The organism is Bradyrhizobium sp. MI1.10, assembly GCF_055811035.1.
The window spans coordinates 1-22,915 of record NZ_JBVVPN010000074.1 but is presented as its reverse complement, the minus strand read 5'-3'; the positions used below and the strand labels follow the sequence as shown (position 1 = coordinate 22,915).

The following is a 22,915-nucleotide window of genomic DNA, read 5'->3' as shown; positions in this document are numbered from 1 at the left end:
CGCTCCCCGCCCCCCCCCCGGGGGGGGGGGGGGGGCGGGGGGGGGGGCGCCACACGGGGACTCTTTCGGTCGAGTATCGACACCCGATGCATCGCCAATACCCAGCACCTCTTCCTGGGCCACCCCTCTCCCTAGCCCTCCCCCACAAGGGGGGAGGGAACGCACCGCCGTCGCGGCGCCGGGCGAGTCTCATCCCATCAGGCGTTAGCCGAACCGCTCCGTCGCCCATGCATAAAGACTACCCGGAATCGGCTTCTCACCACCCCTTCCCTTGGGCGAGATGTGCAGGCCGATGATCTCGCGGTCGGTGACGAGGCCGAGATAGCTCGAGGGATCGAAGAACAGTTTTGGCTCGGCATGCACGGCGTAGAACGATTGCTTCGGCAAGGCGCAGTGCAGCTCGCCGGTGCGGCGCGCGAGCGCGGTGAGTGCCGCCGGGCCGAAGATCGCAACACGGATATCGGAGAGGCGGTTCGAGCCGCCGCGCAGGCGGCGCATCGCAAACGTGACGCGATGGCGTATCGACAGCCAGTTCGGCGTCAGCTCCTCCTGCTCCATCAGCTCTTCGAAGGCGGCAACGATGCCGTGCCGGGGCGGAAGGTAAATCACGGAATTGCCGAGCTGGCGCGGACGCTCCCACGCGAAGTAGGGCTTTGCCGGATCGATCTCGACGGGCCTCAGCAGCAGCACGTCGGCGTCGAGCCAGAGGCCGAGGCCCTTCGCCATCAGCTTCATGCGGAAGAAGTCGCTGAACTGAAGCGTGGTCCAGTCGCGCCAGCTGCCGTCCGGCTGCGGCGGTCGCAATCGTTCGGAGAACGCATGCGGCAGGATCGCCTCGGCGTCCGCGTTGCCGACGCCTGCGGGCAGGCCGGGAATGGTGTCGAAACTGTAGACCGTGACCTTGTGGCCGGCAGCCAGCTGCGAGCGCAGACAGGTCTGGCGCAGGGCGTCCATTGGGCCGTGCCAGAAGGTGACGATGTCAGGCAACATGGGCGCAAGCTATAGAGGACAACGCTGGCAAAGAAAAAGCCCCGGCGCTGTCAGCACCGGGGCTCAAACAAAAACTTGAGATCAGGCCCAGGCGCGTTCGCGCTTGAGCTTCTCCTCATAGGTATCGATCGAGGCCTTCTTCTCCATCGTCAGGCCGATGTCGTCGAGGCCGTTGATCAGGCAGTGCTTGCGGAACGGGTCGATCTCGAACTTGACCATGCCGCCGTCGGGGCCGCGAATCTCCTGGTTCGGCAGATCGATCGTCAACGTCGCGTTGGCGCCGCGCTCGGCGTCGTCGAACAGCTTGTCGAGGTCTTCCTGGGCCACGCGGATCGGCAGAATGCCGTTCTTGAAGCAGTTGTTGTAGAAGATGTCGCCGAACGAGGTCGAGATCACGCAGCGGATGCCGAAGTCGAGCAGCGCCCAGGGCGCATGCTCGCGGCTCGAGCCGCAGCCGAAATTGTCGCCGGCGACCAGCACCTTCGCATTGCGATAGGCGGGCTGGTTGAGGACGAAATCGGGATTCTCGCTGCCGTCGTCCTTGTAGCGCTGCTCGGAGAAGAGCCCCTTGCCAAGGCCGGTGCGCTTGATGGTCTTGAGGTACTGCTTCGGAATGATCATGTCGGTATCGACATTAATGATCTTCAGCGGCGCCGCGACGCCTTCCAGCGTGGTGAACTTGTCCATGGTTGCGCTTTCCCGGGGTGGTCTAGGGAACCGGTATTTATCGCGATCGGGGCGGAAATCCTAGGCCGAATTCGGCAGATCTCGTCTGCCTAACCGGGCTCTTGAGCCTCGATCGCGGCCATATCGTCGTCCGACAGGCCGAAATGATGGCCGATCTCGTGGATCAGGACGTGGCGAACGATATGGCCGAGGCTTTCGTCGTGCTCGGCCCAGTAATCCAGGATCGGCCGGCGGTAGAGCCACACCATGTTGGGCAGCCGCGCCACGTCGCCAAAACTCTGCTGCGGCAGGCCGACGCCCTGGAACAGGCCGAGCAGGTCGAACTCGCTCTCGCATGCCATCTCGTCCAGGACTTCCTCGGTGGGGAAGTCGTCGACGCGGATGATCACGCCCTCGCACAGCCTACGAAACTCCGCCGGCAGGCGTTCGAAGACTTCATGCGCCATGGCTTCCATCTCGGCCAGCGAGGGCGCTTTCAATTCCGTCCACATGGGCTTCTCATAGCGTGGGTTTCGCGGCGACGCATCCGGCTTTATAAGCGCGGCGAGGTTGACGGGCGCCGTCAAAACGGGGAGCGTAGGGCCTCGAGTGGACGTTCAAGTGGGCGGAAAAATGCGAGCGAAAACAGCGCTGACGCTACTGTGCATGGGGTTGTTTTCGCAGTTTTGCGTTGGCGCGGAGGCCCAGACCGCGGCTCCCGGGATCAGGCTGGCCCAGGCGGCCTCCCGAGACGATCTGCCGCCGCCGCGCAAGCGGCCCCCGGCGCGCCTGCGCGTCACGCCCTATTACAGTCCGGATGGCGTCTATCCCCGTTACAATCCCGGTCCCGATGCGGTCCGCGAGTGCAACGCCACCTATGTGCAGGAATTTCGCCCCAGCGGCACGGTGATCGTGCCGCATATGAGCTGCTACTGGCGCCGGGGCTGATACGAACGCCGTGCCCGTCGCGCGCTGAGGCGGAGGTCGTCATGACGAGATGGTTCGCATTGGCGGTTGGCGTCGGGCTTGCCGCAGGCCTGTCTCACGCGTCCGCTGCGCACAGGGTGACGAAGCTGCCCGATGCGTCGGCCGGGCGCGCGGTGTTCGACGGGCGCCGACATGTGCGGTCCGACGTCGTGCGATACGCCCCGCGTCGTGATCCGCATTACTACGCGCGGCCGGTCTACTACCGTCCTTATCCCTACGGCGTGCCCGCACCGTTCGTGCTCGGCTTCGGGCCGTGGCGGTGACCTCGCGGCGCGATGCTGCGCCCGTCGTTCATTCATGAGGCATTCACGTCGCTGTCCCTAATTTAATCTTGGGAGCGACCGCCAATGAACAGGGATGATGCACGCCGGGAGCGAGCGTCGCAACTCCGCTGTCCAGATTCAGGGAGAAGTCGATGCTGAGAATATTGGGTCTCAGGGCAAGCCCGATGCGCTTGCTCGGCATTGCGGCCGCCGCGACGCTGATGCTGTCGGCCGGAACGACGCGTCGTGCTGAGGCGATGACTCCAATCAATCCGACGGCGTTGCCTGTGGCGAAGGCCGCAAGTGACGATGTGATCCCGGTTCGCCACGGCGGCGGTGGCGGCGGTGGGCATGGTGGCGGCGGCTTTCATGGCGGCGGCGGTTTCCACGGTGGAGGCGGCTTCCACGGTGGCGGAGGACATATCGGTGGCTTCCGCGGCGGTGGTTTCCATGCTGGTGGCTTCCGCGCCGCGCCCGCGTTTCATGGCGGCGGCTATCGCTACGGCGGAGTTCGCCACTATGGCGGAGGCGGATTCCACCGCTACGGCATCTATCGCCCGCATTACGGCTATCGCCATTTTCATCGGCGCTATTACGGCGGCTACTATCCCTATTACAGCCATCCGCGCCGATGCCGGGTCATCTGGACCTATTACGGCCCGCGCCGCGTCTGCCGCTGGCATCGCTGGCACCATCCGTACCGCTATTGGTAAGCACGATCGAAATGAAAAGGGCGCCTCGACGGCGCCCTTTGTTCATCCGGTGGCTTAAAGCCAATCCTTCAGTTTCCACGACGCCGACGTCCATCGCGTCAGGTTCTCGATCTTCCATTGCTTGAACATCGCCGGCGGCCAGCGGCTGAGCTTCGAGGTCTCCTCGACCTCGGGCTTGGCGACCATGCGCAGCGGTGCCGCGCGCCGCCGATGCTGGGGCGTCGCCGCGCTGATCAGATCGACATATTCAGGCTTGCTGGCCATGAGCTCGTGTCCTCGCGAAACCCTCGCGAGGACACACTGTCGGCGCTACCGATTAACGGCGGTTTGCCGCAATCGCTCAAATTAAAGCGAGCAGCTTACCGCCACTCCCTGATGTCGACGAAGTGACCCGCGATCGCCGCGGCCGCCGCCATCGCCGGCGACACCAGATGGGTGCGGCCCTTGAAGCCCTGGCGGCCCTCGAAGTTGCGGTTCGAGGTCGAGGCGCAGCGCTCTTCCGGAGCCAGCTTGTCGGGGTTCATCGCGAGGCACATCGAGCAACCGGGCTCGCGCCATTCGAAGCCGGCGTTGATGAAGATCTTGTCCAGACCTTCAGCCTCGGCCTGCTCCTTCACGAGGCCGGAGCCCGGCACGACCATGGCGTTGACGCCGCCCGCGACCTGCTTGCCTTCCGCGATCTTGGCGGCGGCGCGCAGATCCTCGATCCGGCCGTTGGTGCAGGAGCCGATGAAGATGCGGTCGAGCTTGATGTCGGTGATCTTCGTCCCCGCGGTCAGGCCCATATATTTCAGCGCGCGGTGCTTCGACAGGCGCTTGGCCTCGTCCGCGATCTTGTCGGGATCGGGCACGCTGCCGGTGACCGAGATGACGTCCTCAGGCGAAGTGCCCCAGGTCACGATCGGCGGCAGCTTCGCTGCATCGAGCCGCAGCTCGTGGTCGAAATGCGCGCCCTCGTCGGAGCGCAAGCGCTCCCAGTAGCGCATCGCCGCATCCCAGTCGGCGCCCTTCGGTGCCTTCGGGCGGCCGCGCAAGAAGTCGAACGCCTTCTGGTCGGGCGCGACGAGGCCGGCGCGCGCGCCACCTTCGATCGACATGTTGCAGACCGTCATGCGGCCTTCCATGCTGAGCGCACGGATCGCGTCGCCGGCGTATTCGAGCACGTAGCCGGTGCCGCCCGCGGTGCCGATCTCGCCGATGATCGCGAGGATGATGTCCTTGCCCGTCACACCGTCCGGCAATTTGCCGTCGACGGTGACGCGCATGTTCTTCGCCTTCTTCTGGATCAGCGTCTGCGTCGCCAGCACGTGTTCGACTTCCGACGTGCCGATGCCGTGCGCGAGCGCGCCGAACGCACCATGCGTCGAGGTGTGGCTGTCTCCGCAGACGATGGTGGTGCCGGGCAGCGTGAAGCCCTGCTCGGGGCCGATGACGTGGACGACGCCCTGACGCTTGTCGAACTCGTCGTAATATTCGATGCCGAATTCCCTGGCGTTGTCGGCCAGTGCCTTGATCTGCTCGATGCTTTCAGGATCGGGGTTCGGCTTGGTGCGGTCGGTGGTCGGCACGTTGTGATCGACGACGGCCAGCGTCTTCTCGGGCGCGTGGACCTTGCGGCCGGTGGCGCGCAGGCCTTCGAACGCTTGCGGTGAAGTGACCTCGTGCACCAGATGGCGATCGATATAGAGCAGGCAGGTGCCGTCCTCGGCTTCGTGCACCAGATGGTCGTTCCAGATCTTGTCGTACAATGTGGTCGGCTTGGGCATGAGCGTCAGCTCCAGGAATGTTGTGTAGAGCGGGTTGCGCGGCTGGCGCGCGGGGCGACGAAATCGTCAGCGCAGCTTTTAGGCTGCGCGCGTAAGCTCTGACGTTGCCGAGGTCGCGAAGCGTCCGAAGAACCGGCCGGGCAGCCGCGAGCGATCGTCGATGACGACGCGCTTGACGGGCGAGAGGCTGGTCAAATCTGGAAACATTCCAAGAATATATAGCAGGCCGAACTGGAATCGCGAGGGCTTTGACGCGCACGGCTGACGCAACAAAAACGCGCGGGGCTTGGCGCCCCGCGCTTTTGGAAACTCGCATGTAAGCGGAGCTTACTCGTTGACGGCAGCAGCCGGGCGGTCCTGCTTCTTCTCGACGATGCGGGCCGACTTGCCGCGAAGGTTGCGGAGATAATAGAGCTTGGCGCGACGCACCTTGCCGCGGCGCACCACCTTGATCGAGTCGATCATCGGCGACATCACCGGGAACACGCGCTCCACGCCTTCGCCGTACGAAATCTTGCGCACCGTGAAGCTCTCGTTGAGACCGCCGCCGGAACGGCCGATGCAAACGCCTTCATAGGCCTGCACGCGGGTGCGGTCGCCTTCGACGACCTTCACGTTGACGATCACGGTATCGCCGGGGCCGAACTCCGGGATCTCCTTGTTGGCGGAGAGCTTGTCGAATTGCTCTTTTTCGAGCTGTTGGATCAGGTTCATGGGTAAATCTCCATCGGCGCGCCCAGCCTTGGAAAACGGGGGCTGCGCGAAATTCGTTTATCCAGCCATTGCGGATGTGGCCGCTGCTATAAGGCAAGCCGGAGCGTTTGTCACCCGTCTGTCTTGTTTTTTGGCGTTTTTTGGCGTCCGACCCGATTCGGGACTTTGCTCGGGATCCGGGCCCACAAATCCGGTCGCCGGGCCGCCGTCAGGGCCTCGGATTCCGCCCGCCGCCAGCTCGCGACCTTGGCATGGTCGCCCGAGGTCAGGATCTCCGGGATCGGGGTTCCCTCGAACAGCTGCGGCCGGGTGTATTGGGGGTATTCGAGCAGGCCGTCGGAGAAGCTTTCCTCGGTTCCCGAGGCTTCCTTGCCCATCACGCCCGGCAGCAGCCGAACACAGGCGTCGATCAGGGCCAGGGCCGCGATTTCACCGCCGGAGAGGACGTAATCCCCGATCGAGACCTCCTCCAGGCCCCGCCCGTCGATCACGCGCTGGTCCACCCCCTCGAACCGCCCGCAGACGATCAGGGGACCCGGACCCTTGGCCAGTTCGAGGACGCGGGCCTGGGTCAATGGCCGACCTCTCGGGCTCATCAGCAATTTCGGCCGGTCCGGGCCGATCCCGGCGGCATCGATCGCGGCCGCCAGAACATCGGCCCGAAGCACCATGCCCGGTCCGCCGCCGGCCGGGGTGTCATCGACGCTGCGATGGCGGTCGGTAGCCGAGGCCCGGATGTCCCGCGCCTCCAGTTCCCAGAGCCCGCCAGCCAGCGCCCGGCCGGCCAGGCTCACGCCCAGCGGCCCCGGAAACATCTCCGGAAACAGCGTCAGCACCGTCGCGCGCCAGGGTGTGGAAGTCGTCATGGCCGCTGGTTAGGGCATTGCGGGCAGCGGGTCGAGGGCTCAATGAACGGCGGACTTCGCCATCAGGTCATCGCAGCGCGCAGCCCTATTTCTTGCGACCGTATTCGACGAGTTCGCTCGTGCTGCTGTTCACCACATGATTATCTGCCCGCACCACGAAGCTACGCTTGACCCAGTGATCGATCGCCGGTGCGTACCAAGTCTGCGCCGCGATCTCTCCCTTCTTGGATGGGTCGTTGGTCGAGTGCCTGGAGACGACCGTTTCGATCTTGAATGTGTCGAACCTGCCGGCCTTGGTTGTGATGGTTTCCTGGCCGACGACTTTTGCATTGACGGATCGTCTGAAGATGTTGCCGTTTTGCGAGTTGACGTCGTCTGCGGTGACGCTCCAGGCGGCGCCAACCTTCAATGGCGCGCGAATTCCCGAGCCGTCAATCGGCTGGTATTTCCATGGGCCTGTGCTCTTCAGGTTCCATGACCGGTCATAGACGTTGAGCCGATCGCCGCTTTTGCCTCCGGTGATATCAACGCGGATCTCGCCGGGGTTTACTTGGGTGACGATCGATTTGCGGACTTCAGTGCTTCCGCCGATTTCGTCTCGCACCTCGTACGTCCAGAAATCACCCGGGATCGGCTCTTCCATTGAAGTGGGCGACTTTGTTTCGACCCCACTTGAAGCAGCAGGCAGCGCGTCTCTCTCGGCGGCTTGTGCCGCGGGGACGCCGGCGAGCAGGCAAATCATCGCCGCAGTGGCGCGACGAAACATCAAGTGCCTCCAGCAAGATCCATAACGATCGGAATCCGCCGACCAGCGACTAGCGGCGGCCATATTCGATCAACTCGAGAGAGCCCTTGTCGCTGACCTTGCCGGCCGACTTGTTGACCCAAGTGCGCTTCACCCAATGATCGATTGCCGGCGCGTACCACGTCTGCTGCTCGGTCTGAAACTTCTTGGTCGGATCATTTGCGTTTCGCATTTCGAGCGACGTCTCAATCTTGTACGTCTCGAACGTGCCGGCGCGTGTCGTGATGCTTTCCTGACCGGTAATTTTTGATTTGACGGAGCGCTTCAGACTGGCGCCGTTGCTGCTATTGAAATCACTCGAACTGGCTGTCCAGGACTTGCCGACCTGAAGTGGGGCCTTGATGCCTGAGCCGTCGTTTGGGGTAAATTTCCACGTACCATTGTCGACGACATTCCACGAATGATCGAAGGTCTGGAATCCGAGGCCCGGCTTTCCGAGAAAAGTCAGGCGGATGCCGATTTCGGCGGGGGATACATCGGTTATGGTTTGGGTGACCGTCGATTTCAGCTCGCCCGTGATCTCGTCGCGAAATTCGAAGGTCCAGCGATCGCCCGTCCGCGGCTCTTGCTGCTCGGGCGCTTCCGTGGATGCCTCGGCAGGCGGCTGGCTCGGCGCCGTTTGGGCCGCGAGCACGCTGACAGACGCAAGCAGGCCGATCGTTGCCAAGAGACAGCGCTGCAACATTTGTATCTCCGGATGTTCAGGAATCGTCGAGGGGGGATGCAACCCAAACGTGAACGAGCCGGACAGCAAACGCAAGTCTCTATTTTGTGAGGCTGATCCACGGCCTGTCACCGTCATGTCATGACGGCGACGCCTCGTCATCACTTTCGATTTCCTGCGGCAGCGCGATCACGACGCGGCCCCCTGTGAGATCGACCTCCGGCACCACCGCGTCCGTGAACGGCAGCAGCATCGTGGTCCCCGTGGGCGGCGCGATCTCGATGATGTCGCCGGCGCCGAAATTGTGGATCGCGAGCACGCGGCCGAGCGCATCGCCGGCCGTGGTGACGGCGGCGAGCCCGATCAGATCGGTGTGGTAATATTCGCCCTCGTCCGTCGCGGGCAGCTTTTCGCGCGCGACGTAGAGCTCGATGCCGTTGAGGCGCTCGGCCTCATCGCGGGTCGTGACGCCCTTGAACGTCGCAACCAGATGATCCTTGGCCGCGCGCGCCGTTGCGACCTCGAACTGGCGCTTGCCATCCTTGGACGAGAGCAGGCCGTAGCTCCGCACGGCAAATGGATCCTCGGTAAAGGTCCACAGTTTGACCGCGCCGCGCACACCATGCGCGGCGCCGATCCGCGCGACGCAGACCAGCGCCGGCATGATCTGGCCTTAACCCTTCGCGGCGGCTTCGGCCTGCGCCTTGCGCTCCTTGCGCGGCACGGCCTTCTCGGGATTGTTGCGCACTTCGCGCTTCTTGACGCCGGCGGCGTCGAGGAAGCGGGACACGCGGTCCGACGGCTGCGCGCCCTTGGCGAGCCAGGCCTTCACCTTGTCCATGTCGAGCTTCAGACGGGTCTCGTTGTCCTTCGGCAGCAGCGGGTTGAAATAGCCGAGACGCTCGATGAAGCGACCGTCGCGGGGAAAGCGCGAATCGGCGACGACGACGTGATAGACGGGGCGCTTCTTGGTGCCTGCGCGGGCGAGACGGATAACGACGGACATCTAAGTTCTCCTTCAAAGTACGTTTTGTTCGGTTGATTGGTATTCCGCGTTGCGCGAGACCGTTGCGATCTCCCGCGACGAATTCCTCATTTCTTCTTGCCCGGGAAACCGCCGAGGCCCGGCAGCATCGGCTTGCCGCTCAGCCCGGTCAGGCCCGGAACGTTCGGCAGACCCTGGCGCAGCCCGGGCGGCAAATCCTTCGGCAGGCTGGGCAGACCTTGTCCGCCGCCACCCTGCATCTTCTCCTGCAGCGCCTTCATCTCTTCCGGCGAAGGCGGCTTCATGCCGCCGCCAAAACCCATCGCCTGGGCGATGCCCGCGAGCGGACCGCGCTTGCCGGAGCCCATGGCCTTCATCATGTCGGCCATGTTCCGGTGCATCTTCAGCAGCTTGTTGACCTGCTCGACGCTCTGGCCGGAACCTGCGGCGATACGCTTCTTGCGGCTGGCCTTGAGCAGATCGGGATGACGGCGCTCGTCGCGCGTCATGGAATCGATCACCGCGACCTGGCGCTTCAAGATCTTGTCGTCGATGCCGGCGGCCGCGATCTGGTTCTTCATCTTGGCGATGCCGGGCATCATGCCCATCAGGCCGCTGATGCCGCCCATGTTCGCCATCTGCGACAGCTGCTCGCGCATGTCGTTGAGGTCGAACTGACCCTTGCGCATCCGCTCGGCGGTGCGCGCAGCCTTTTCCGCGTCGATATTGGCCGCAGCGCGTTCGACCAGCGACACCACGTCGCCCATGCCGAGGATGCGGCCGGCGATACGGTCGGGATGGAAATCCTCCAGCGCATCGGTCTTTTCACCGGTGCCGAGCAGCTTGATCGGCTTGCCGGTGACCGCGCGCATCGACAACGCGGCGCCGCCGCGGCCGTCGCCATCGACTCGTGTCAGCACGATGCCGGTGAGGCCGACGCGCTCGTCGAAGGCGCGGGCGAGGTTGACGGCGTCCTGGCCGGTGAGGCTGTCCGCCACTAGCAGCACTTCATGCGGATTGGCGGCGGCTTTGATCGCTGCTGCTTCCGCCATCATCTCTTCGTCGAGCGTGGTGCGGCCGGCGGTGTCGAGCAGCACGACGTCGTAGCCGCCGAGCTTGCCGGCCTCGAGCGCGCGCTTCGCAATCTGGGCCGGCTGCTGGCCGGCGACGATCGGCAGTGTCGGAATGTCGAGATCGCGGCCCAGGACGGCCAGCTGCTCCATCGCCGCAGGACGGTAGATGTCGAGCGACGCCATCAGCACCTTGCGCTTGTCGCGCTGGACCATGCGACGGGCGAGCTTTGCGGTGGTGGTGGTCTTGCCGGAGCCTTGCAGGCCGACCATCATGATCGGCACCGGCGGCACGGAATTGATGTCGATGGTCTGGCTTTCGGCGCCGAGCGTGTTGATCAGCTCGTCATGGACGATCTTGACCACCATCTGGCCTGGCGTCACCGATTTGACGACGGTGGCGCCGATGGCCTGCTCGCGGACCCGCTCGGTGAAGCTGCGCACCACTTCGAGGGCGACGTCGGCTTCCAGCAGCGCGCGGCGCACCTCGCGCATCGCGGCGTCGACGTCCTTTTCGGTCAGCGCACCGCGCCCCGTCAGACGATCGAGAATGCCGCCAAGCCGTTCCGACAGATTGTCGAACAATGCCGTTGTCCTCTTTAACCTCCCCCTGCAAGAGCGGGGCGAGGGAGCAGAAATCCAAACACCTTCACGCCCGAGGGCGCACAGCGCTGTCGGGCGTTGGCCTCTGGCCTCTGGGGCCAGTGGGCGGGTCGAAAAGAAAGTCTTTCCGAGAAGTGCCGGGGTTAAACGCCGCGGCTGCCCGAAAGTCAAGGAAAGTTAGGGTGGCCGAGGCCGCTTTGGAAGGCAAAGCCTTGAAAAGATGAACTTTCCTGCGGCGGGTTCCTTTTCCGCAGACCCCGCCCATATAGCGGTGATGTCCTGCCGCTCCGACCATCCCTGAAGCCAAATCCGTGCCGATCACCCGCCGCCGCCTTTTCGGACTGCTCGCCGGGGCCAGCGCATTGGTCGGCGTGCCCTCCCTTTGGATGTCCCGCATGAAAACCTATGACGGCCCGGTCTCCGACCATTTCGACGGACTGACCTTCTTCGATCCGGACGGCGCGCCGCCACGATCGCTTCGTGAGGTCCTGCGCTGGCAGTTCGGCGGCAAGCGGCAGCGCGCGACCTGGCCGGATTGGGCGCCGAGCCCCCATGCCGATACCCCGCCGGCGCGCGTCGAGGGCGACAAGGTGCGGCTCTCCTTCGTCGGCCACGCCAGCTGGCTGATCCAGACCGGCGGCCTCAACATTCTCGTCGATCCGGTCTGGTCCTCGCGGGTCTCGCCCGTCAGCTTTGCCGGGCCGAAGCGGCACAACGATCCCGGCATTGCCTTCGACAAGCTGCCGAAAATCGATGCCGTGCTGGTCTCGCACGGCCATTACGATCATCTCGACATGGCGACGTTGTCGCGGCTCGCCAAGAATTTCGCCCCGCGTGTGGTGACCCCGCTCGGCAACGACGTCACGATGCGCAGCACCGATGCGACGATCAAGGTGGAAGCGTTCGACTGGCACGATCGCGTCGAGCTCGGCGGCGGCATCGCCGTGACGCTGGTGCCGACCCGGCACTGGTCGGCGCGCGGCATGTTCGATCGCAACAAGGCGCTGTGGGCGAGTTTCGTGCTGGAGACGCCTGCGGGGAAAATCTACGTCGTCTGCGATTCCGGCTATGGCGATGGCGGGCATTTCCGCCGCGTCGCCGACAAGCACGGGCCGCTCCGTCTGGCGATCCTCCCGATCGGCGCCTACGAGCCGCGCTGGTTCATGCGCGATCAGCACATGAACCCGGAAGACGCGGTGAAGGCGCTGGCGGATTGCGGCGCGCAAGCCGCGCTCGGGCATCACCACGGCACGTTTCAGCTGACCGATGAAGCAATCGATGCGCCGGCGCAGGCCTTGGTCGAGGCGCTCGACGCCGCGAAGGTTCCGCAGGAGCGGTTCGTGGCGATGAAGCCCGGGCAGGTGGTGGAGATCTGACTCCATCAAGCAAACAACCCGTCGTCCTGGACAAGCGAGCGGAGCGAGCGCTGATCCAGGACCCATTACCACAGGGAGTAGTTTGGCGAACAGTCGGGTTAGCTGCTTCGCGCTATAACCACGCCCTGGGGTAATGGGTCCTGGCTTTCGCCAGGACGACGCCTGAAATTGGCGCCGCAGCGTGCCTCTTGCGGCCTCACTGCCCCTGCTTGATCGCCCAGCTCACATTCACCGTCACCGCCAGCGTTTCCTCGCCGGGCGCAACGGCCGCGCCGCCTGCGGCCATCGGCGCTGCGGCCATGCGTCCCTTGAACAGCGGCATCGGAGCGCCGCCTTCGGACACACTCAGCGGCGCGCCGAGCGCGACGCCAGTGGCCTTGGCGTAGATCTCCGCTTTGCGGCGGGCGTCTGCGACAGCCTTCTCGCGGGCATCGTCGAGCAGTTTTGAGGCCTGCGTCACCTCGAAAGAGATGTTGCCGATATCGTTGGCGCCGGCGCCGACCAGTGTGTCGATGATGGCGGCGACCTTGGTCACGTCGCGGATCTTCACGGTGACGCGGTTTGAGGCGCGGAAGCCGACTACGGGCGAGGCGCCGGTGGATTTGTTCTGGCCGTATTGCGGCTGCAGCGACAGCCGCGAGGTCTGGTAATCCTTCTCGTCAATGCCTGCGCCCTTCAGCGCCAGCAGCACCTTGCCCATCGCGGCGTTGTTGGCGTCGGAGGCTTCCTTCGCGGATTTGGCGTCGTTGGCGACGCCGGCGTCGATCTGCGCCAGATCAGGCGCGGCGGAGATGGTGGCTTCGCCGCTCACCGAAATCGCTGACGGAAAATCGTTGGCGAGCGCAGGCGTTGCCGGCAGCGCGGCGGCAAAGGACGTAACGAGGGAGGTCAAAAGGATGGCTGGCTTTTTCATCGGTCTCATTTCAGCGGCACGAAAACATTGATCACGAGCTTGTCCTCCGCCGTCTTCAGGGGATCGGTGAGGTACTCCTCGATGAAGGTGTCCTTGGCTTCCAGCTTCTTGTCGTCGAGGTGATTGGTGATCGCCTCGTAGGTGTTGTCCATGTTGTCGTAGGAGCCGCGATGGACGAATTTCAACGCCTTGCCCTCCGGCGATTTGCCGACGCTCATGTCCTTCGGCAGGTTCTTCGGGTCCTGCTCGACCGGGATCTCGGCAAGGAAGGTGAATCCGGTGTCGTCCGTCGAGGTGTAGACGATCATCGAATTGCCGGCGTGCTTGATTCCCTGCTTGTCCAGCAACGTGTTCAGCGCCTTGAAGGCGTCGATCAGCGTGTCGAAGGCAGAGTCCCAATTGGCAGTGCCCTTGACCATCACGACCTTCTTGGGCTCGAGCGTGGTCTCCTGTCCGAAGGGATCGGCCGTCTGCACGGGAGCCGGCGTCGCGGCCGCAGCGGGCGGCGGGGCGGCCGGGCTCGGTGAGGCACTGGCTGCGGGCGAGGGCGAGGCGCTTGCCGCCGGCGACGGGGTGGCCACGGGTGCGGGTGAGGCACTTGCCGCGGGGGCGGGCGAGGCCGACGGAGCCGGCGAGGGGCTCGCTGATGCGGCCGGCGCCGGGCTCGGCGTTTGGGCCAGCGTGGCGGACAGATCAAACGACAAGGCCGCTGCCGGGATCAGCGCGGCTAAAGCGAGACGACGAAACCTGAACATTTTTATTCTCCCCAATAGCTTATCCGCCAAGGCCTTACGTCCCCGAGGCCTTAACCCGGCCGCATGTCCCGGATCGCGCGAATTTCGCCGTTCTAACACGCGAGCGCCGAATTCGTCCCATGACAGATGCGTCATGGCAGCCTCCTGGCTGTTGTCGGCAAATCACTGGCCAAGCCGGCCAAGGATCGCCATATAAGGCAGGCGAAATTCGGGAATTTTCATGAGCGCGCTGGCCAACCACGCATTTGCCAAGATGAACGGCATCGGCAACGAGATCGTCGTTGTCGACATGCGCGATTCCACCTCAAAGGTCACCCCGGACGATGCCCGCGCGGTGGCATCGGCGCGAGGCGGCGTGACCTACGACCAGCTCATGGTGCTGCAGAAGCCGCGCTTCGACGGCACCGAAGCCTTCATCAGCATCTACAACAGTGACGGCTCCGAGGCAGGCGCCTGCGGCAACGGTATGCGCTGCGTCGTCCGCCGCATCTTCGAGAAGACCGGCCAGACCAATGCAACGTTCGAGACGGCCGCGGGCCTGCTCAATGCCTGGCAGGGTCCGGCGCCCGATCTTTATACGGTGGACATGGGCGCGCCAAAATTCGGCTGGCAGGACATTCCGCTCGACCAGGAATTCCGGGACACCCGCTACATCGAGCTGCAGATCGGCCCGATCGACAATCCGATCCTGCATTCGCCCTCGGTGGTCAGCATGGGCAATCCGCATGCGATCTTCTGGGTCGATGACGTCAACGCCTACGACCTCGAGCGTTTCGGTCCGCTGCTGGAGAACCATCCGATCTTCCCGGAGCGCGCCAACATCACGCTCGCCCATATCGTCGATCCCCAGCACATCACGATCCGCACCTGGGAGCGCGGCGCCGGCCTGACCAGGGCCTGCGGCTCGGCCGCCTGTGCCACGGCGGTCGCGGCGGCGCGGCTGAAGCGCGCCGAGCGCAATGTCGAGATCACGCTGCCCGGCGGCAAGCTCGGGATCGAATGGCGCGAGCGCGACGATCACGTGCTGATGACGGGCACGGCGACCTTCGAATATGAAGGCAGTTTCGATCCCGCGCTGTTCGCGCCGGTCGGGTAATGACCGTCGACATCGTCACCTTCGGCTGCCGCCTCAATGCCTTCGAGGCCGAGGTGATCCGCCGCGAGGCCGAGGGCGCAGGCCTCTCCGATACCATCGTCATTAATAGCTGCGCCGTCACCAACGAGGCGGTGGCGCAGGCGAGGCAGTCGATCCGCAAATTGAAGCGCGAGCGGCCGGGAGCACGCATCGTCGTCACCGGTTGCGCGGCGCAGACGCAAAGCGGCATGTTTGCCGGGATGGCCGAAGTCGACCGCGTCGTCGGCAATGACGACAAGATGCGATCGTCCGCATGGCGCGAGGCGCGTGCGGCGTTCGATCTCGGTGCCAGCGAAAAAATCGCCGTCAGCGACATCATGGCGGTGAAAGAGATGGCGCCGCATCTCATCGACGGCTTTGCGAGCGGGCTGCCGCGCGTGTTCGTGCAGGTGCAGAACGGCTGCGACCATCGCTGCACCTTTTGCATCATTCCGTTCGGGCGCGGCAATTCGCGCTCTGTGCCGATGGGCGCGGTGGTCGATCAGGTCCGGGCATTGGTCGCGCGCGGCCATGCCGAGATCGTTCTGACCGGCGTCGATCTCACCAGTTACGGCACTGACCTGCCGGGCACGCCGAAACTCGGCCTGCTGACGAAGCAGATTTTGCGGCATGTGCCGGAGCTGAGGCGCCTGCGCATCTCCTCGATCGATTCGATCGAGGCGGACAGCGATCTGTTGGATGCCATCGCTGAAGATTCGCGGCTGATGCCGCATCTGCACCTGTCGCTGCAGTCCGGCGACGACATGATCTTGAAGCGCATGAAGCGGCGGCATACGCGCGGCGACGCCATCGCGTTTTGCGGCCAGATCCGTCGCCTGCGCCCGGATATCGCGCTGGGCGCCGATATCATTGCGGGCTTTCCGACCGAGACCGAGGAGATGTTCTCGCGTTCGCTCGATCTGGTCGAGGAATGCGGCCTGACCTTCCTCCACGTCTTCCCCTATTCGCCGCGTCCCGGCACGCCGGCCGCGCGAATGCCGCAGGTGGCGGGCGGTGCAATCAAGCAGCGGGCGAAACGGCTACGCTCGGCCGGTGAGGCTGCGCTTCTGCAGCGGCTGCAAGCCGAGATCGGCGCCACGCGTGAGGTGCTGATCGAGAGCGACGGTCAGGGACGCACGGAGCATTATCTGCCGGTGGCGATTGCGGGCGAGCGTATCGGCAGCATCGTGCCGCTGCGGATCGCCGGTCGTGATGGCGCGCGGCTGACGGTGTAGCTCTCGAGACGCTGAACTTGCTCCGCCGTCGTCCTGGCGAAAGCCAGGCCCCATTACCCCAGGGAGAAGTTGTCGCACGCGACGGCCAACTAGCAGTCTTCGCCAAACTGAATTCGGTGGTTATGGGTCCTGGCTTCCGCCAGGACGACGGCGGAATATTTGGCGCGCAGCGTCTCTAACGCGCCTACAACGCCCGCACCTGCCAGAACCGCAGCGTCCGCCGCGCATTCTCCGGGGTCATGCGCGCGTAGTTGCTTTGAGCCCTTGCGATATCGGCGGGCTTCATCGCGCCGCTCGCAAAGCGGCTTTCGAGCACGGCGGCGGTGGTTTCCCAGGTGAGCTGCGCCGCCTTGCATGGCACCAGCAGGCCGTCCTCGCGCAGGCTTTGCATCAGCGGGCGAATCACTTCGACGGTCGATCCCGACAATGCGGCCAATGCGGCCACCGCCTCTTCGTAGCGCCGCTGCGTGGCGAAGCCGAGCAGCGTCGCTTCGCTGAGCTGGCCGGCCGCCTTGAGGCCCGCGACGGCGCGCTTGGCACCTTCGAAATCGCGGACCCCCGACATCTCGCGCTCGACACCGACGGTGACGGCGGCGATCGCGGTCTGGATCTCCTCGAACAGATGCGGCGGCGCGCGCGACAACAGACGGGTCCGCACGGCATCGCTCGCCGAGCGCAGCAATTGACGGCGCAGGTCTGACGGCAGATCGACGCGGACGCCGACGCTGACCGCGAGCTCGGGATCGGCCTCGGCTTGTCCGACGATGACAGCAAATCCGTTTCCGGACACGCGCGCGCCGGGATTGGCGGCGAGCCGCCGGCTGACGCTGGGATAGCGCCGCGCCAGCAATGCATCGGTGACGATCTCCTTCAGCCACCAACGTCCGGCGACCGCGAGCAGATGCGGCTCGCCCTTGGATGATGCGATCTGCACCAGCGCGCCATCGTCGAGGCGCGCGGATTCCTGCAGCACGGGACCGGCGATGCGGATTTCGTCATTGTTGGCGAGGCGGCGAATGACCGATGGCGGCGCCTGCGCGATCGGGGCGAGTTGCGCGCTGATCTCGGCGAGCGCAACGCGTGCGCCCATGTCGGCGATGGCGCGGAGCTCGATGGTGCCGATCAGGCGATCGAGCACGTCGTCGAACAGGGCGATCTGCTCGTCATCGAAACTGCCGGCGGAGGACAGGAACAGGTCGGTGACGCGGCGGGCTGTTGCCAGGCCCTTTTCCGCCGAGCCAGTCCGAAGCGCGGACTCGACCTCGTCGATGATCGATAATTCGGCCGTGGACATGACGCGCAGCTCGTCCTGAGCAGATTGACGGAAGCTTGTTCTAAGCAACCATTATCATTAGCGACGAGCACTGAACGTTTCGTAAACTATAGGGAGCGCGGCGGGCACTGCCCTCATCCTGAGGGGCCCGCAAAGCGGGCGTCTCGAAGGATGGCCGCGGGCGAGATGCGGGCCTGCATGGTTCGAGACGGCCGCTACGCGGCCTCCTCACCATGAGGGACTGACAGGATTATTCTCCGTTCCACCCGCAGGCCCGGAGCCGCTCGTGCATGTGGGGTGGGGCCGGCGCCACCACGCGGACCGGCTCCTTGTTCCGAGAGATCGGCACCACGATCTCGCGGGAATGCAGGTGTAGCTTCGGCTCGCCGAAGCGCGGGCCGTTGCCGTAAATGTTATCGCCGAAGATCGGCCAGCCGGTCGCGGACGCATGCACCCGCAATTGATGGGTCCGTCCGGTCACCGGTTCCATGGCGAGCCAGGTCAGGCCGTCGCCCCGGCCCATCACCTTCCAGTTGGTGATGGCCTTCTGGCCCTCGGGATCGGGCTTCTGCCACCAGCCGCGCTCGGCATTGAGCCGGCCGAGGGGCATGTCGATGGTGCCTTCGTCCTCAGTGGGGCCTCCCTCCACGATGGTCCAGTAGGTCTTGCCGACCTTGCCATGCTTGAACAGCAGGCCGAGCGACGCCGTCGCCTTGCGATGGCGGCCGAGCACGAGGCAACCGGAGGTGTCCTTGTCCAGCCGGTGGGCCAGCACCGGCGGCCGCGGCAAGCCGAAACGAAGCGCGTCGAAGGAGGTTTCCAGATTAGCGCCGCCCTTGGGTCCGCGATGCACCGGCAGGCCGGCCGGCTTGTCGATGACCAGCATCAATCCGTCGCGATGGAGCACGCGGCCTAAGATTTCCTCGGCGGTCAATTCGGGAACATCGAGCAATTGCAGGACTTTCGGTCAAGACTTTCGTTTGCGAGCCGGAACGGCTAACACACCGCCACCATGAACGATACCACCCCCGAGACCCCCAAGCTGAGCTGGTGGCGCCGCCTGTCTGACGGGCTGAAGCGCACCTCGTCCTCGCTCGGGACCGCGGTCGCCGACCTCGTCACCAAGCGCAAGCTCGACCGCGCCATGCTCGACGACATCGAGGACGTGCTGCTGCGCGCCGACCTCGGCACCTCGGTCGCGGTGCGGATCGCGGATGCGGTCGGCACCGGGCGCTACGACAAGGCGATCTCGGCGGACGAGGTCAAGGACGTCGTCGCGACCGAGGTCGAAAAGGTGCTGACGGCGGTGGCGAAGCCGCTCGAGATCGACGCCGGCAAGAAGCCCTTCGTCATCCTCGTGGTCGGCGTCAACGGCTCCGGCAAGACCACGACCATCGGGAAACTCTCGCAAAAATTCGCGTCCGAAGGCCGCAAGGTGATGCTGGCGGCCGGCGACACGTTTCGCGCCGCAGCGATCGAGCAGCTCAAGGTCTGGGGCGAACGCACGAAGACGCCCGTCATATCGGGCGCACAAGGCTCGGATTCGGCGAGCCTCGCCTTCAACGCGCTGACGGCGGCGAAGGAGCAGGCCACCGACGTGCTCCTGATCGACACCGCCGGGCGGCTTCAGAACAAGGCCGAGCTGATGAACGAGCTCGAAAAGGTCGTGCGCGTCATCCGCAAGGTGGACGCGACTGCGCCGCATGCGGTGCTGCTTGTGCTGGACGCCACCGTCGGCCAGAACGCGCTGTCGCAGGTCGAGGCCTTCCATCGCACCGCCGGCGTCACCGGCCTCGTGATGACCAAGCTCGACGGCACCGCCCGCGGCGGCATCCTGGTGGCGCTCGCGGAAAAATTCAAACTGCCGGTGCATTTCATCGGCGTCGGCGAAGGTGTCGACGATCTCGCGCCGTTCACCGCGCGCGATTTCGCCCGCGCGATTGCCGGAATCGAAAGCTGAAGAATGGACAAGACCCAGCCGCATCCGCTGTTCAAGCTCGCGACCGAGCTCGGCCCGCTGCTCGTGTTCTTCTTCGTGAATGCGAAGTTCAATCTGTTCGCCGCGACCGGCGCCTTCATGGTCGCGATCGTCGCGGCGATGATCGCCTCCTATGTCGTGACGCGCCACATCCCGATCATGGCGATCGTGACAGGCGTGATCGTGCTGGTGTTCGGCACGCTGACCCTGGTGCTGCACGACGAGACCTTCATCAAGCTCAAGCCAACCATCATCTACGCCCTGTTTGCCGCGATCCTCGGCGGCGGCCTGTTGTTCGGCCGCTCCTTCATCGCCGTGATGTTCGACCAGATGTTCAATCTGACGCCGCAGGGCTGGCGCATCCTGACGCTGCGCTGGGCGCTGTTCTTCGCCGGCATGGCGGTGCTGAACGAGATCGTCTGGCGCACCCAGAGCACCGACTTCTGGGTCAACTTCAAGGTGTTCGGCGTCACCCCGATCACGATGATCTTCGCCATTGCCCAGATGCCGCTGACCAAGCGCTATCACCTCGAGCCGGCGTCGCTGGAAGCGAGCGAGGCCGAGGCGGGGGATGTGCGGAAGGGGTGAGGGGCCCGTGTCCCGGACGCGCTGCAGCGTGAAACGCTGCTGCGCAGAGCCGGGACCCAGAAGGCAACGCGTCGCGCTGTGACATGGGCCCCGGCTCTGCAGCGCACCGCTCACGCGCTGCGCAGCGTCCGGGGCACGAGAGCGGCGATCAGCTCCCCGCCGCCTTCAACGCCTTCTCCATCTGCGGCAACAACACCGTCCGCAAATTCTCCGGCGTGATCGGTCCCACCAGCTTGTAGACGATGGTGCCTTCGCGACCGACGACAAAAGTCTCCGGCACGCCATAGACGCCCCATTCGATCGAGGCGCGGCCGTTGGCATCGACGCCGACGCGGCCGAACGGGTTGCCGTAGCGCCCCAGGAAGCGCCGCGCATTGTCGGCGGCATCCTTGTAGTTGATGCCGACGAGCTGGAAGCGCTTGTCTCTTGCCAGTTCGGTCAGGAGCGGCGCCTCGTCGTGGCACGGCACGCACCAGGACGCCCAGACATTGACGAGGCTGACCTTGCCCTTGAACGCGGCGGGATCGAGGCCGGGGATCTGCGCGTTGTCAGCCTGCAATCCCTCGAGCGGCGGCAGCATGGTTTGCGGCGCGGGGCGTCCGATCAGCGCGGAAGGGATTCGCGAGGGATCGCCACTGCCGAGCCGGAACCAGAACAACAGCGCCAGGCCGATGAAGGCGATCAGCGGCAGCACCATCAGAAAGGTGCGGCGCTGTGGCGGAGCGGACGTCGATTGCTCGCTCATGATTGCTCGCTCATTCTCGATCTCTCATGGCCGATCCGTCGCGCTACGGCCGGAGCGGCGGGTCACGCCGCTGCGCTCGAGCTCGCGCAGGCGCTGTGTCTGGCTGCGATAATCGAGCACGATCCAGCCGATCAGGATCACGACCACGAGGGCGGCCGCGGCATAGGATGTCACGATGAAGGGCGCGTAGGGACCGAGCGACATGATCATGCAGCCCCGACTTCTTTTGACGTGCTGCCCTCGCGCGAGCCGGTGCCGACTTCTGAAAAGGCCACACGGCTCGCCTGCATCATCTGCAGCGAGCGGACGCGCCGGCGCAAAATCTCGTTGCGCATCGCAGCCAGATGCAGCGTGACGAACAGCAGGGTGAACGCGATCGCCATCACCAGCAACGGAATCAAAAAGGATTTGTCGAGCGACGAGCCGCCCATCCGCATCACTGACGCCGGCTGGTGCAGCGTGTTCCACCAGTCGACCGAGAACTTGATGATCGGCAGGTTGAGCGCGCCGACCAGCGTCAGCACGGCAGCGGCGCGCGCCGCGCGGGAGGGATCGTCGACCGCGCGCCACAGCGCCATCAGGCCGAGATACATCAGGAACAGGATCAGCACCGAGGTCAGCCGCGCGTCCCATTCCCAATAGGTGCCCCACATCGGCCGGCCCCACAGCGAGCCCGTCAGCAGCGCAAGGAAGGTGAAGCTGGCACCGATCGGAGCAGCCGCCTTGGCGGCGACGTCGGCGAGCGGATGCCGCCACACCAGCGTGCCCAGCGAGGCGATGCTCATCACGCCCCACACGAACATCGACAGCCAGGCATTGGGCACGTGGATGAACATGATCTTCACCGTCGCGCCCTGCTGATAGTCGTCGGGCGCGGTGGCGGACTGATAGAGCCCGATCGCGAGCAGGATGATTGTCGCAGCCGCAAGCCACGGCAGCAGCCGCGCCGTCAGCGCGAGGAACCGTGTGGGGTTGGCGAGGTCGATCAGCGTCATGGTATCCTGATAATCACAGGTAAGCGCTCACGCAATCAGCACGAAAGTCCGCAGCGAAAGTTGATCGGGGTCAAGGTCAGTCCAGCCCATCTCAATCCAGCCCATGCTTCAGGCTCGCCGCAGCCGCGAAGGGGCCGATCACGAGGCTGACCAGCGACAGCGCACACAGGATCGAGAACGGAGCGCCGAACGTCATGGGGCCGACGATCACCGCCTGCGAGGCCGCGACCCCGAAGATCAGCACCGGGATCGACAGCGGCAGCACCAGGACGGCCATCAATAATCCGCCACGATGCAGCGTCACCGCCAGCGCCGCGCCGATCATCCCGGTGAACGTCAGCGCCGGGGTGCCGGCGAGCAGTGTCAGCGCCACCGCGCCGGTCGCCACCATGTCGAGGTTGAGCAGCAGGCCGAGCACGGGGGTTGCGACGATCAGCGGCAGGCCGGCGGCCAGCCAATGCGCCAGCGCCTTTGCCGCGCAGGCGAGTTCCAGCGGGGTCCGGCTCATCGTGATCAGGTCGAGCGAGCCGTCCTCGTGGTCGGCCATGAACAGCCGGTCCAGGGTGAGCAGGCTCGCCAGCAGCGCCCCCAGCCACAGGATCGCCGGCCCGAGCCGCGACAGCAGTGCCAGATCCGGCCCCACCGCAAACGGCATCAGCACCACCACGGTCAGGAAGAACAGCACGCCAATCAATGCCCCGCCGCCGACGCGGAGCGCAATCCGGATGTCCCGGCGGATCAGGGCAGACAGGGCGGTCATGGGGTGGCTCTTTCCACGGCGAGACGGCCATAAGAGCTCGGCTGGTGCCCAGGGCAAACTGCGCTCCCTCCCCCCTTGTGGGGGAGGGCGG

Annotated in this window: 28 protein-coding genes; 8 read left to right on the top strand and 20 right to left on the bottom strand. The window is 65.0% G+C overall.

Annotated elements, in window-relative coordinates; translation table 11 throughout:
* Window positions 1-204: 204 nt before the first annotated feature.
* The 3 genes from AC0L3K_RS38270 to AC0L3K_RS38260 all read right to left on the bottom strand — a co-directional run bounded on the left by AC0L3K_RS38270 (window position 205) and on the right by AC0L3K_RS38260 (window position 2,168).
* Entirely contained in the window at window positions 205-990 is a 786-nt protein-coding gene (locus AC0L3K_RS38270) for a glycosyltransferase family 32 protein (protein ID WP_007598809.1), read from the bottom strand.
* An 81-nt stretch (window positions 991-1,071) separates the two neighbouring features.
* Window positions 1,072-1,677: a 3-isopropylmalate dehydratase small subunit gene (gene leuD, locus AC0L3K_RS38265; RefSeq protein WP_007598811.1), complete on the bottom strand. Its 606-nt coding sequence runs from the start codon at window positions 1,675-1,677 to the stop codon at window positions 1,072-1,074.
* 89 nt (window positions 1,678-1,766) lie between these two features.
* Window positions 1,767-2,168 (bottom strand): metallopeptidase family protein, encoded by a 402-nt coding sequence (locus AC0L3K_RS38260; RefSeq protein ID WP_007598813.1) that lies wholly within the window; start codon window positions 2,166-2,168, stop codon window positions 1,767-1,769.
* 154 nt (window positions 2,169-2,322) lie between these two features.
* Here AC0L3K_RS38260 and AC0L3K_RS38255 point away from each other — a divergent pair, with 154 nt between their 5' ends.
* The 3 genes from AC0L3K_RS38255 to AC0L3K_RS38245 all read left to right on the top strand — a co-directional run bounded on the left by AC0L3K_RS38255 (window position 2,323) and on the right by AC0L3K_RS38245 (window position 3,619).
* On the top strand, window positions 2,323-2,604 hold the full coding sequence (locus AC0L3K_RS38255) for a hypothetical protein (RefSeq protein ID WP_035993898.1): 282 nt from the start codon (window positions 2,323-2,325) through the stop codon (window positions 2,602-2,604).
* 41 nt (window positions 2,605-2,645) lie between these two features.
* Window positions 2,646-2,906, top strand: coding sequence for a hypothetical protein (locus tag AC0L3K_RS38250; RefSeq protein ID WP_007598817.1), 261 nt, complete (start codon window positions 2,646-2,648; stop codon window positions 2,904-2,906).
* Window positions 2,907-3,058: 152 nt separating this feature from the next.
* Window positions 3,059-3,619, top strand: coding sequence for a hypothetical protein (locus AC0L3K_RS38245; RefSeq protein ID WP_219681829.1), 561 nt, complete (start codon window positions 3,059-3,061; stop codon window positions 3,617-3,619).
* A 54-nt stretch (window positions 3,620-3,673) separates the two neighbouring features.
* Here AC0L3K_RS38245 and AC0L3K_RS38240 read toward each other — a convergent pair whose 3' ends face one another.
* The 9 genes from AC0L3K_RS38240 to ffh all read right to left on the bottom strand — a co-directional run bounded on the left by AC0L3K_RS38240 (window position 3,674) and on the right by ffh (window position 11,074).
* A complete protein-coding gene (locus AC0L3K_RS38240) occupies window positions 3,674-3,883 on the bottom strand; it encodes a hypothetical protein (RefSeq protein ID WP_007598821.1) in 210 nt (69 codons plus the stop codon).
* A gap of 95 nt (window positions 3,884-3,978) precedes the next feature.
* The gene (gene leuC, locus AC0L3K_RS38235) at window positions 3,979-5,385 is read right to left on the bottom strand and encodes a 3-isopropylmalate dehydratase large subunit (RefSeq protein WP_007598823.1); all 1,407 of its coding nucleotides are present in this window, start codon (window positions 5,383-5,385) and stop codon (window positions 3,979-3,981) included.
* 327 nt (window positions 5,386-5,712) lie between these two features.
* Window positions 5,713-6,099, bottom strand: a complete 387-nt coding sequence (gene rplS, locus AC0L3K_RS38230; RefSeq protein WP_007598824.1) for a 50S ribosomal protein L19 — start codon at window positions 6,097-6,099, stop codon at window positions 5,713-5,715.
* A 110-nt stretch (window positions 6,100-6,209) separates the two neighbouring features.
* Entirely contained in the window at window positions 6,210-6,965 is a 756-nt protein-coding gene (trmD, locus tag AC0L3K_RS38225) for a tRNA (guanosine(37)-N1)-methyltransferase TrmD (protein ID WP_354201525.1), read from the bottom strand.
* Between the two features lie 85 nt (window positions 6,966-7,050).
* The gene (locus tag AC0L3K_RS38220; RefSeq protein WP_354201524.1) at window positions 7,051-7,731 is read right to left on the bottom strand and encodes a TapB family protein; all 681 of its coding nucleotides are present in this window, start codon (window positions 7,729-7,731) and stop codon (window positions 7,051-7,053) included.
* Between the two features lie 49 nt (window positions 7,732-7,780).
* Complete coding sequence (locus AC0L3K_RS38215; RefSeq protein WP_354201523.1) at window positions 7,781-8,530, bottom strand: TapB family protein; 750 nt, start codon at window positions 8,528-8,530, stop codon at window positions 7,781-7,783.
* 43 nt (window positions 8,531-8,573) lie between these two features.
* The gene (gene rimM / locus AC0L3K_RS38210; RefSeq protein WP_354201522.1) at window positions 8,574-9,098 is read right to left on the bottom strand and encodes a ribosome maturation factor RimM; all 525 of its coding nucleotides are present in this window, start codon (window positions 9,096-9,098) and stop codon (window positions 8,574-8,576) included.
* A gap of 9 nt (window positions 9,099-9,107) precedes the next feature.
* The gene (gene rpsP, locus AC0L3K_RS38205; RefSeq protein WP_007598827.1) at window positions 9,108-9,440 is read right to left on the bottom strand and encodes a 30S ribosomal protein S16; all 333 of its coding nucleotides are present in this window, start codon (window positions 9,438-9,440) and stop codon (window positions 9,108-9,110) included.
* Window positions 9,441-9,526: 86 nt separating this feature from the next.
* Complete coding sequence (gene ffh, locus AC0L3K_RS38200) at window positions 9,527-11,074, bottom strand: signal recognition particle protein (protein ID WP_027514978.1); 1,548 nt, start codon at window positions 11,072-11,074, stop codon at window positions 9,527-9,529.
* Between the two features lie 329 nt (window positions 11,075-11,403).
* Between ffh and AC0L3K_RS38195 the strand changes: the two genes are divergently transcribed.
* Complete coding sequence (locus tag AC0L3K_RS38195) at window positions 11,404-12,468, top strand: MBL fold metallo-hydrolase (RefSeq protein ID WP_473367991.1); 1,065 nt, start codon at window positions 11,404-11,406, stop codon at window positions 12,466-12,468.
* A gap of 196 nt (window positions 12,469-12,664) precedes the next feature.
* Here the strand turns inward: AC0L3K_RS38195 and AC0L3K_RS38190 are convergent, their stop codons facing one another.
* Together AC0L3K_RS38190 and AC0L3K_RS38185 are read right to left on the bottom strand one after the other, a co-directional pair.
* A complete protein-coding gene (locus AC0L3K_RS38190) occupies window positions 12,665-13,381 on the bottom strand; it encodes an SIMPL domain-containing protein (protein ID WP_354201520.1) in 717 nt (238 codons plus the stop codon).
* 5 nt (window positions 13,382-13,386) lie between these two features.
* Window positions 13,387-14,136 (bottom strand): GyrI-like domain-containing protein, encoded by a 750-nt coding sequence (locus AC0L3K_RS38185; protein ID WP_083869895.1) that lies wholly within the window; start codon window positions 14,134-14,136, stop codon window positions 13,387-13,389.
* A 220-nt stretch (window positions 14,137-14,356) separates the two neighbouring features.
* Here AC0L3K_RS38185 and dapF point away from each other — a divergent pair, with 220 nt between their 5' ends.
* A complete protein-coding gene (gene dapF, locus AC0L3K_RS38180; protein WP_354201519.1) occupies window positions 14,357-15,232 on the top strand; it encodes a diaminopimelate epimerase in 876 nt (291 codons plus the stop codon).
* Window positions 15,232-16,485 (top strand): tRNA (N(6)-L-threonylcarbamoyladenosine(37)-C(2))-methylthiotransferase MtaB, encoded by a 1,254-nt coding sequence (gene mtaB / locus AC0L3K_RS38175; protein ID WP_473367990.1) that lies wholly within the window; start codon window positions 15,232-15,234, stop codon window positions 16,483-16,485. The genes dapF and mtaB overlap by 1 nt, the downstream gene beginning before the upstream one ends.
* A 184-nt stretch (window positions 16,486-16,669) precedes the next feature.
* Here the strand turns inward: mtaB and AC0L3K_RS38170 are convergent, their stop codons facing one another.
* Together AC0L3K_RS38170 and AC0L3K_RS38165 are read right to left on the bottom strand one after the other, a co-directional pair.
* Window positions 16,670-17,779, bottom strand: a complete 1,110-nt coding sequence (locus AC0L3K_RS38170) for a DUF2336 domain-containing protein (protein ID WP_473367989.1) — start codon at window positions 17,777-17,779, stop codon at window positions 16,670-16,672.
* A gap of 229 nt (window positions 17,780-18,008) precedes the next feature.
* Window positions 18,009-18,710: an RluA family pseudouridine synthase gene (locus AC0L3K_RS38165; protein ID WP_354201516.1), complete on the bottom strand. Its 702-nt coding sequence runs from the start codon at window positions 18,708-18,710 to the stop codon at window positions 18,009-18,011.
* A 60-nt stretch (window positions 18,711-18,770) separates the two neighbouring features.
* Here AC0L3K_RS38165 and ftsY point away from each other — a divergent pair, with 60 nt between their 5' ends.
* Both ftsY and AC0L3K_RS38155 read left to right on the top strand, forming a co-directional pair.
* Window positions 18,771-19,718, top strand: coding sequence for a signal recognition particle-docking protein FtsY (ftsY, locus tag AC0L3K_RS38160; RefSeq protein WP_473367988.1), 948 nt, complete (start codon window positions 18,771-18,773; stop codon window positions 19,716-19,718).
* Window positions 19,719-19,721: 3 nt separating this feature from the next.
* Entirely contained in the window at window positions 19,722-20,324 is a 603-nt protein-coding gene (locus AC0L3K_RS38155) for a septation protein A (protein WP_007598838.1), read from the top strand.
* A gap of 148 nt (window positions 20,325-20,472) precedes the next feature.
* Here the strand turns inward: AC0L3K_RS38155 and AC0L3K_RS38150 are convergent, their stop codons facing one another.
* The 4 genes from AC0L3K_RS38150 to ccmB form a co-directional block, all read right to left on the bottom strand.
* On the bottom strand, window positions 20,473-21,069 hold the full coding sequence (locus tag AC0L3K_RS38150) for a DsbE family thiol:disulfide interchange protein (RefSeq protein WP_473367987.1): 597 nt from the start codon (window positions 21,067-21,069) through the stop codon (window positions 20,473-20,475).
* A gap of 24 nt (window positions 21,070-21,093) precedes the next feature.
* Window positions 21,094-21,279 carry a heme exporter protein CcmD gene (ccmD, locus tag AC0L3K_RS38145; RefSeq protein ID WP_007598841.1) on the bottom strand — a complete coding sequence of 62 codons (186 nt, stop codon included), beginning with the start codon at window positions 21,277-21,279 and terminating at the stop codon, window positions 21,094-21,096.
* Window positions 21,276-22,064 carry a heme ABC transporter permease gene (locus AC0L3K_RS38140; RefSeq protein ID WP_473281586.1) on the bottom strand — a complete coding sequence of 263 codons (789 nt, stop codon included), beginning with the start codon at window positions 22,062-22,064 and terminating at the stop codon, window positions 21,276-21,278. Before AC0L3K_RS38140 ends, ccmD begins: the two co-directional genes overlap by 4 nt.
* 91 nt (window positions 22,065-22,155) lie before the next feature.
* Window positions 22,156-22,824 carry a heme exporter protein CcmB gene (gene ccmB / locus AC0L3K_RS38135; RefSeq protein ID WP_007598845.1) on the bottom strand — a complete coding sequence of 223 codons (669 nt, stop codon included), beginning with the start codon at window positions 22,822-22,824 and terminating at the stop codon, window positions 22,156-22,158.
* Between the last annotated feature and the right edge of the window lie 91 nt (window positions 22,825-22,915).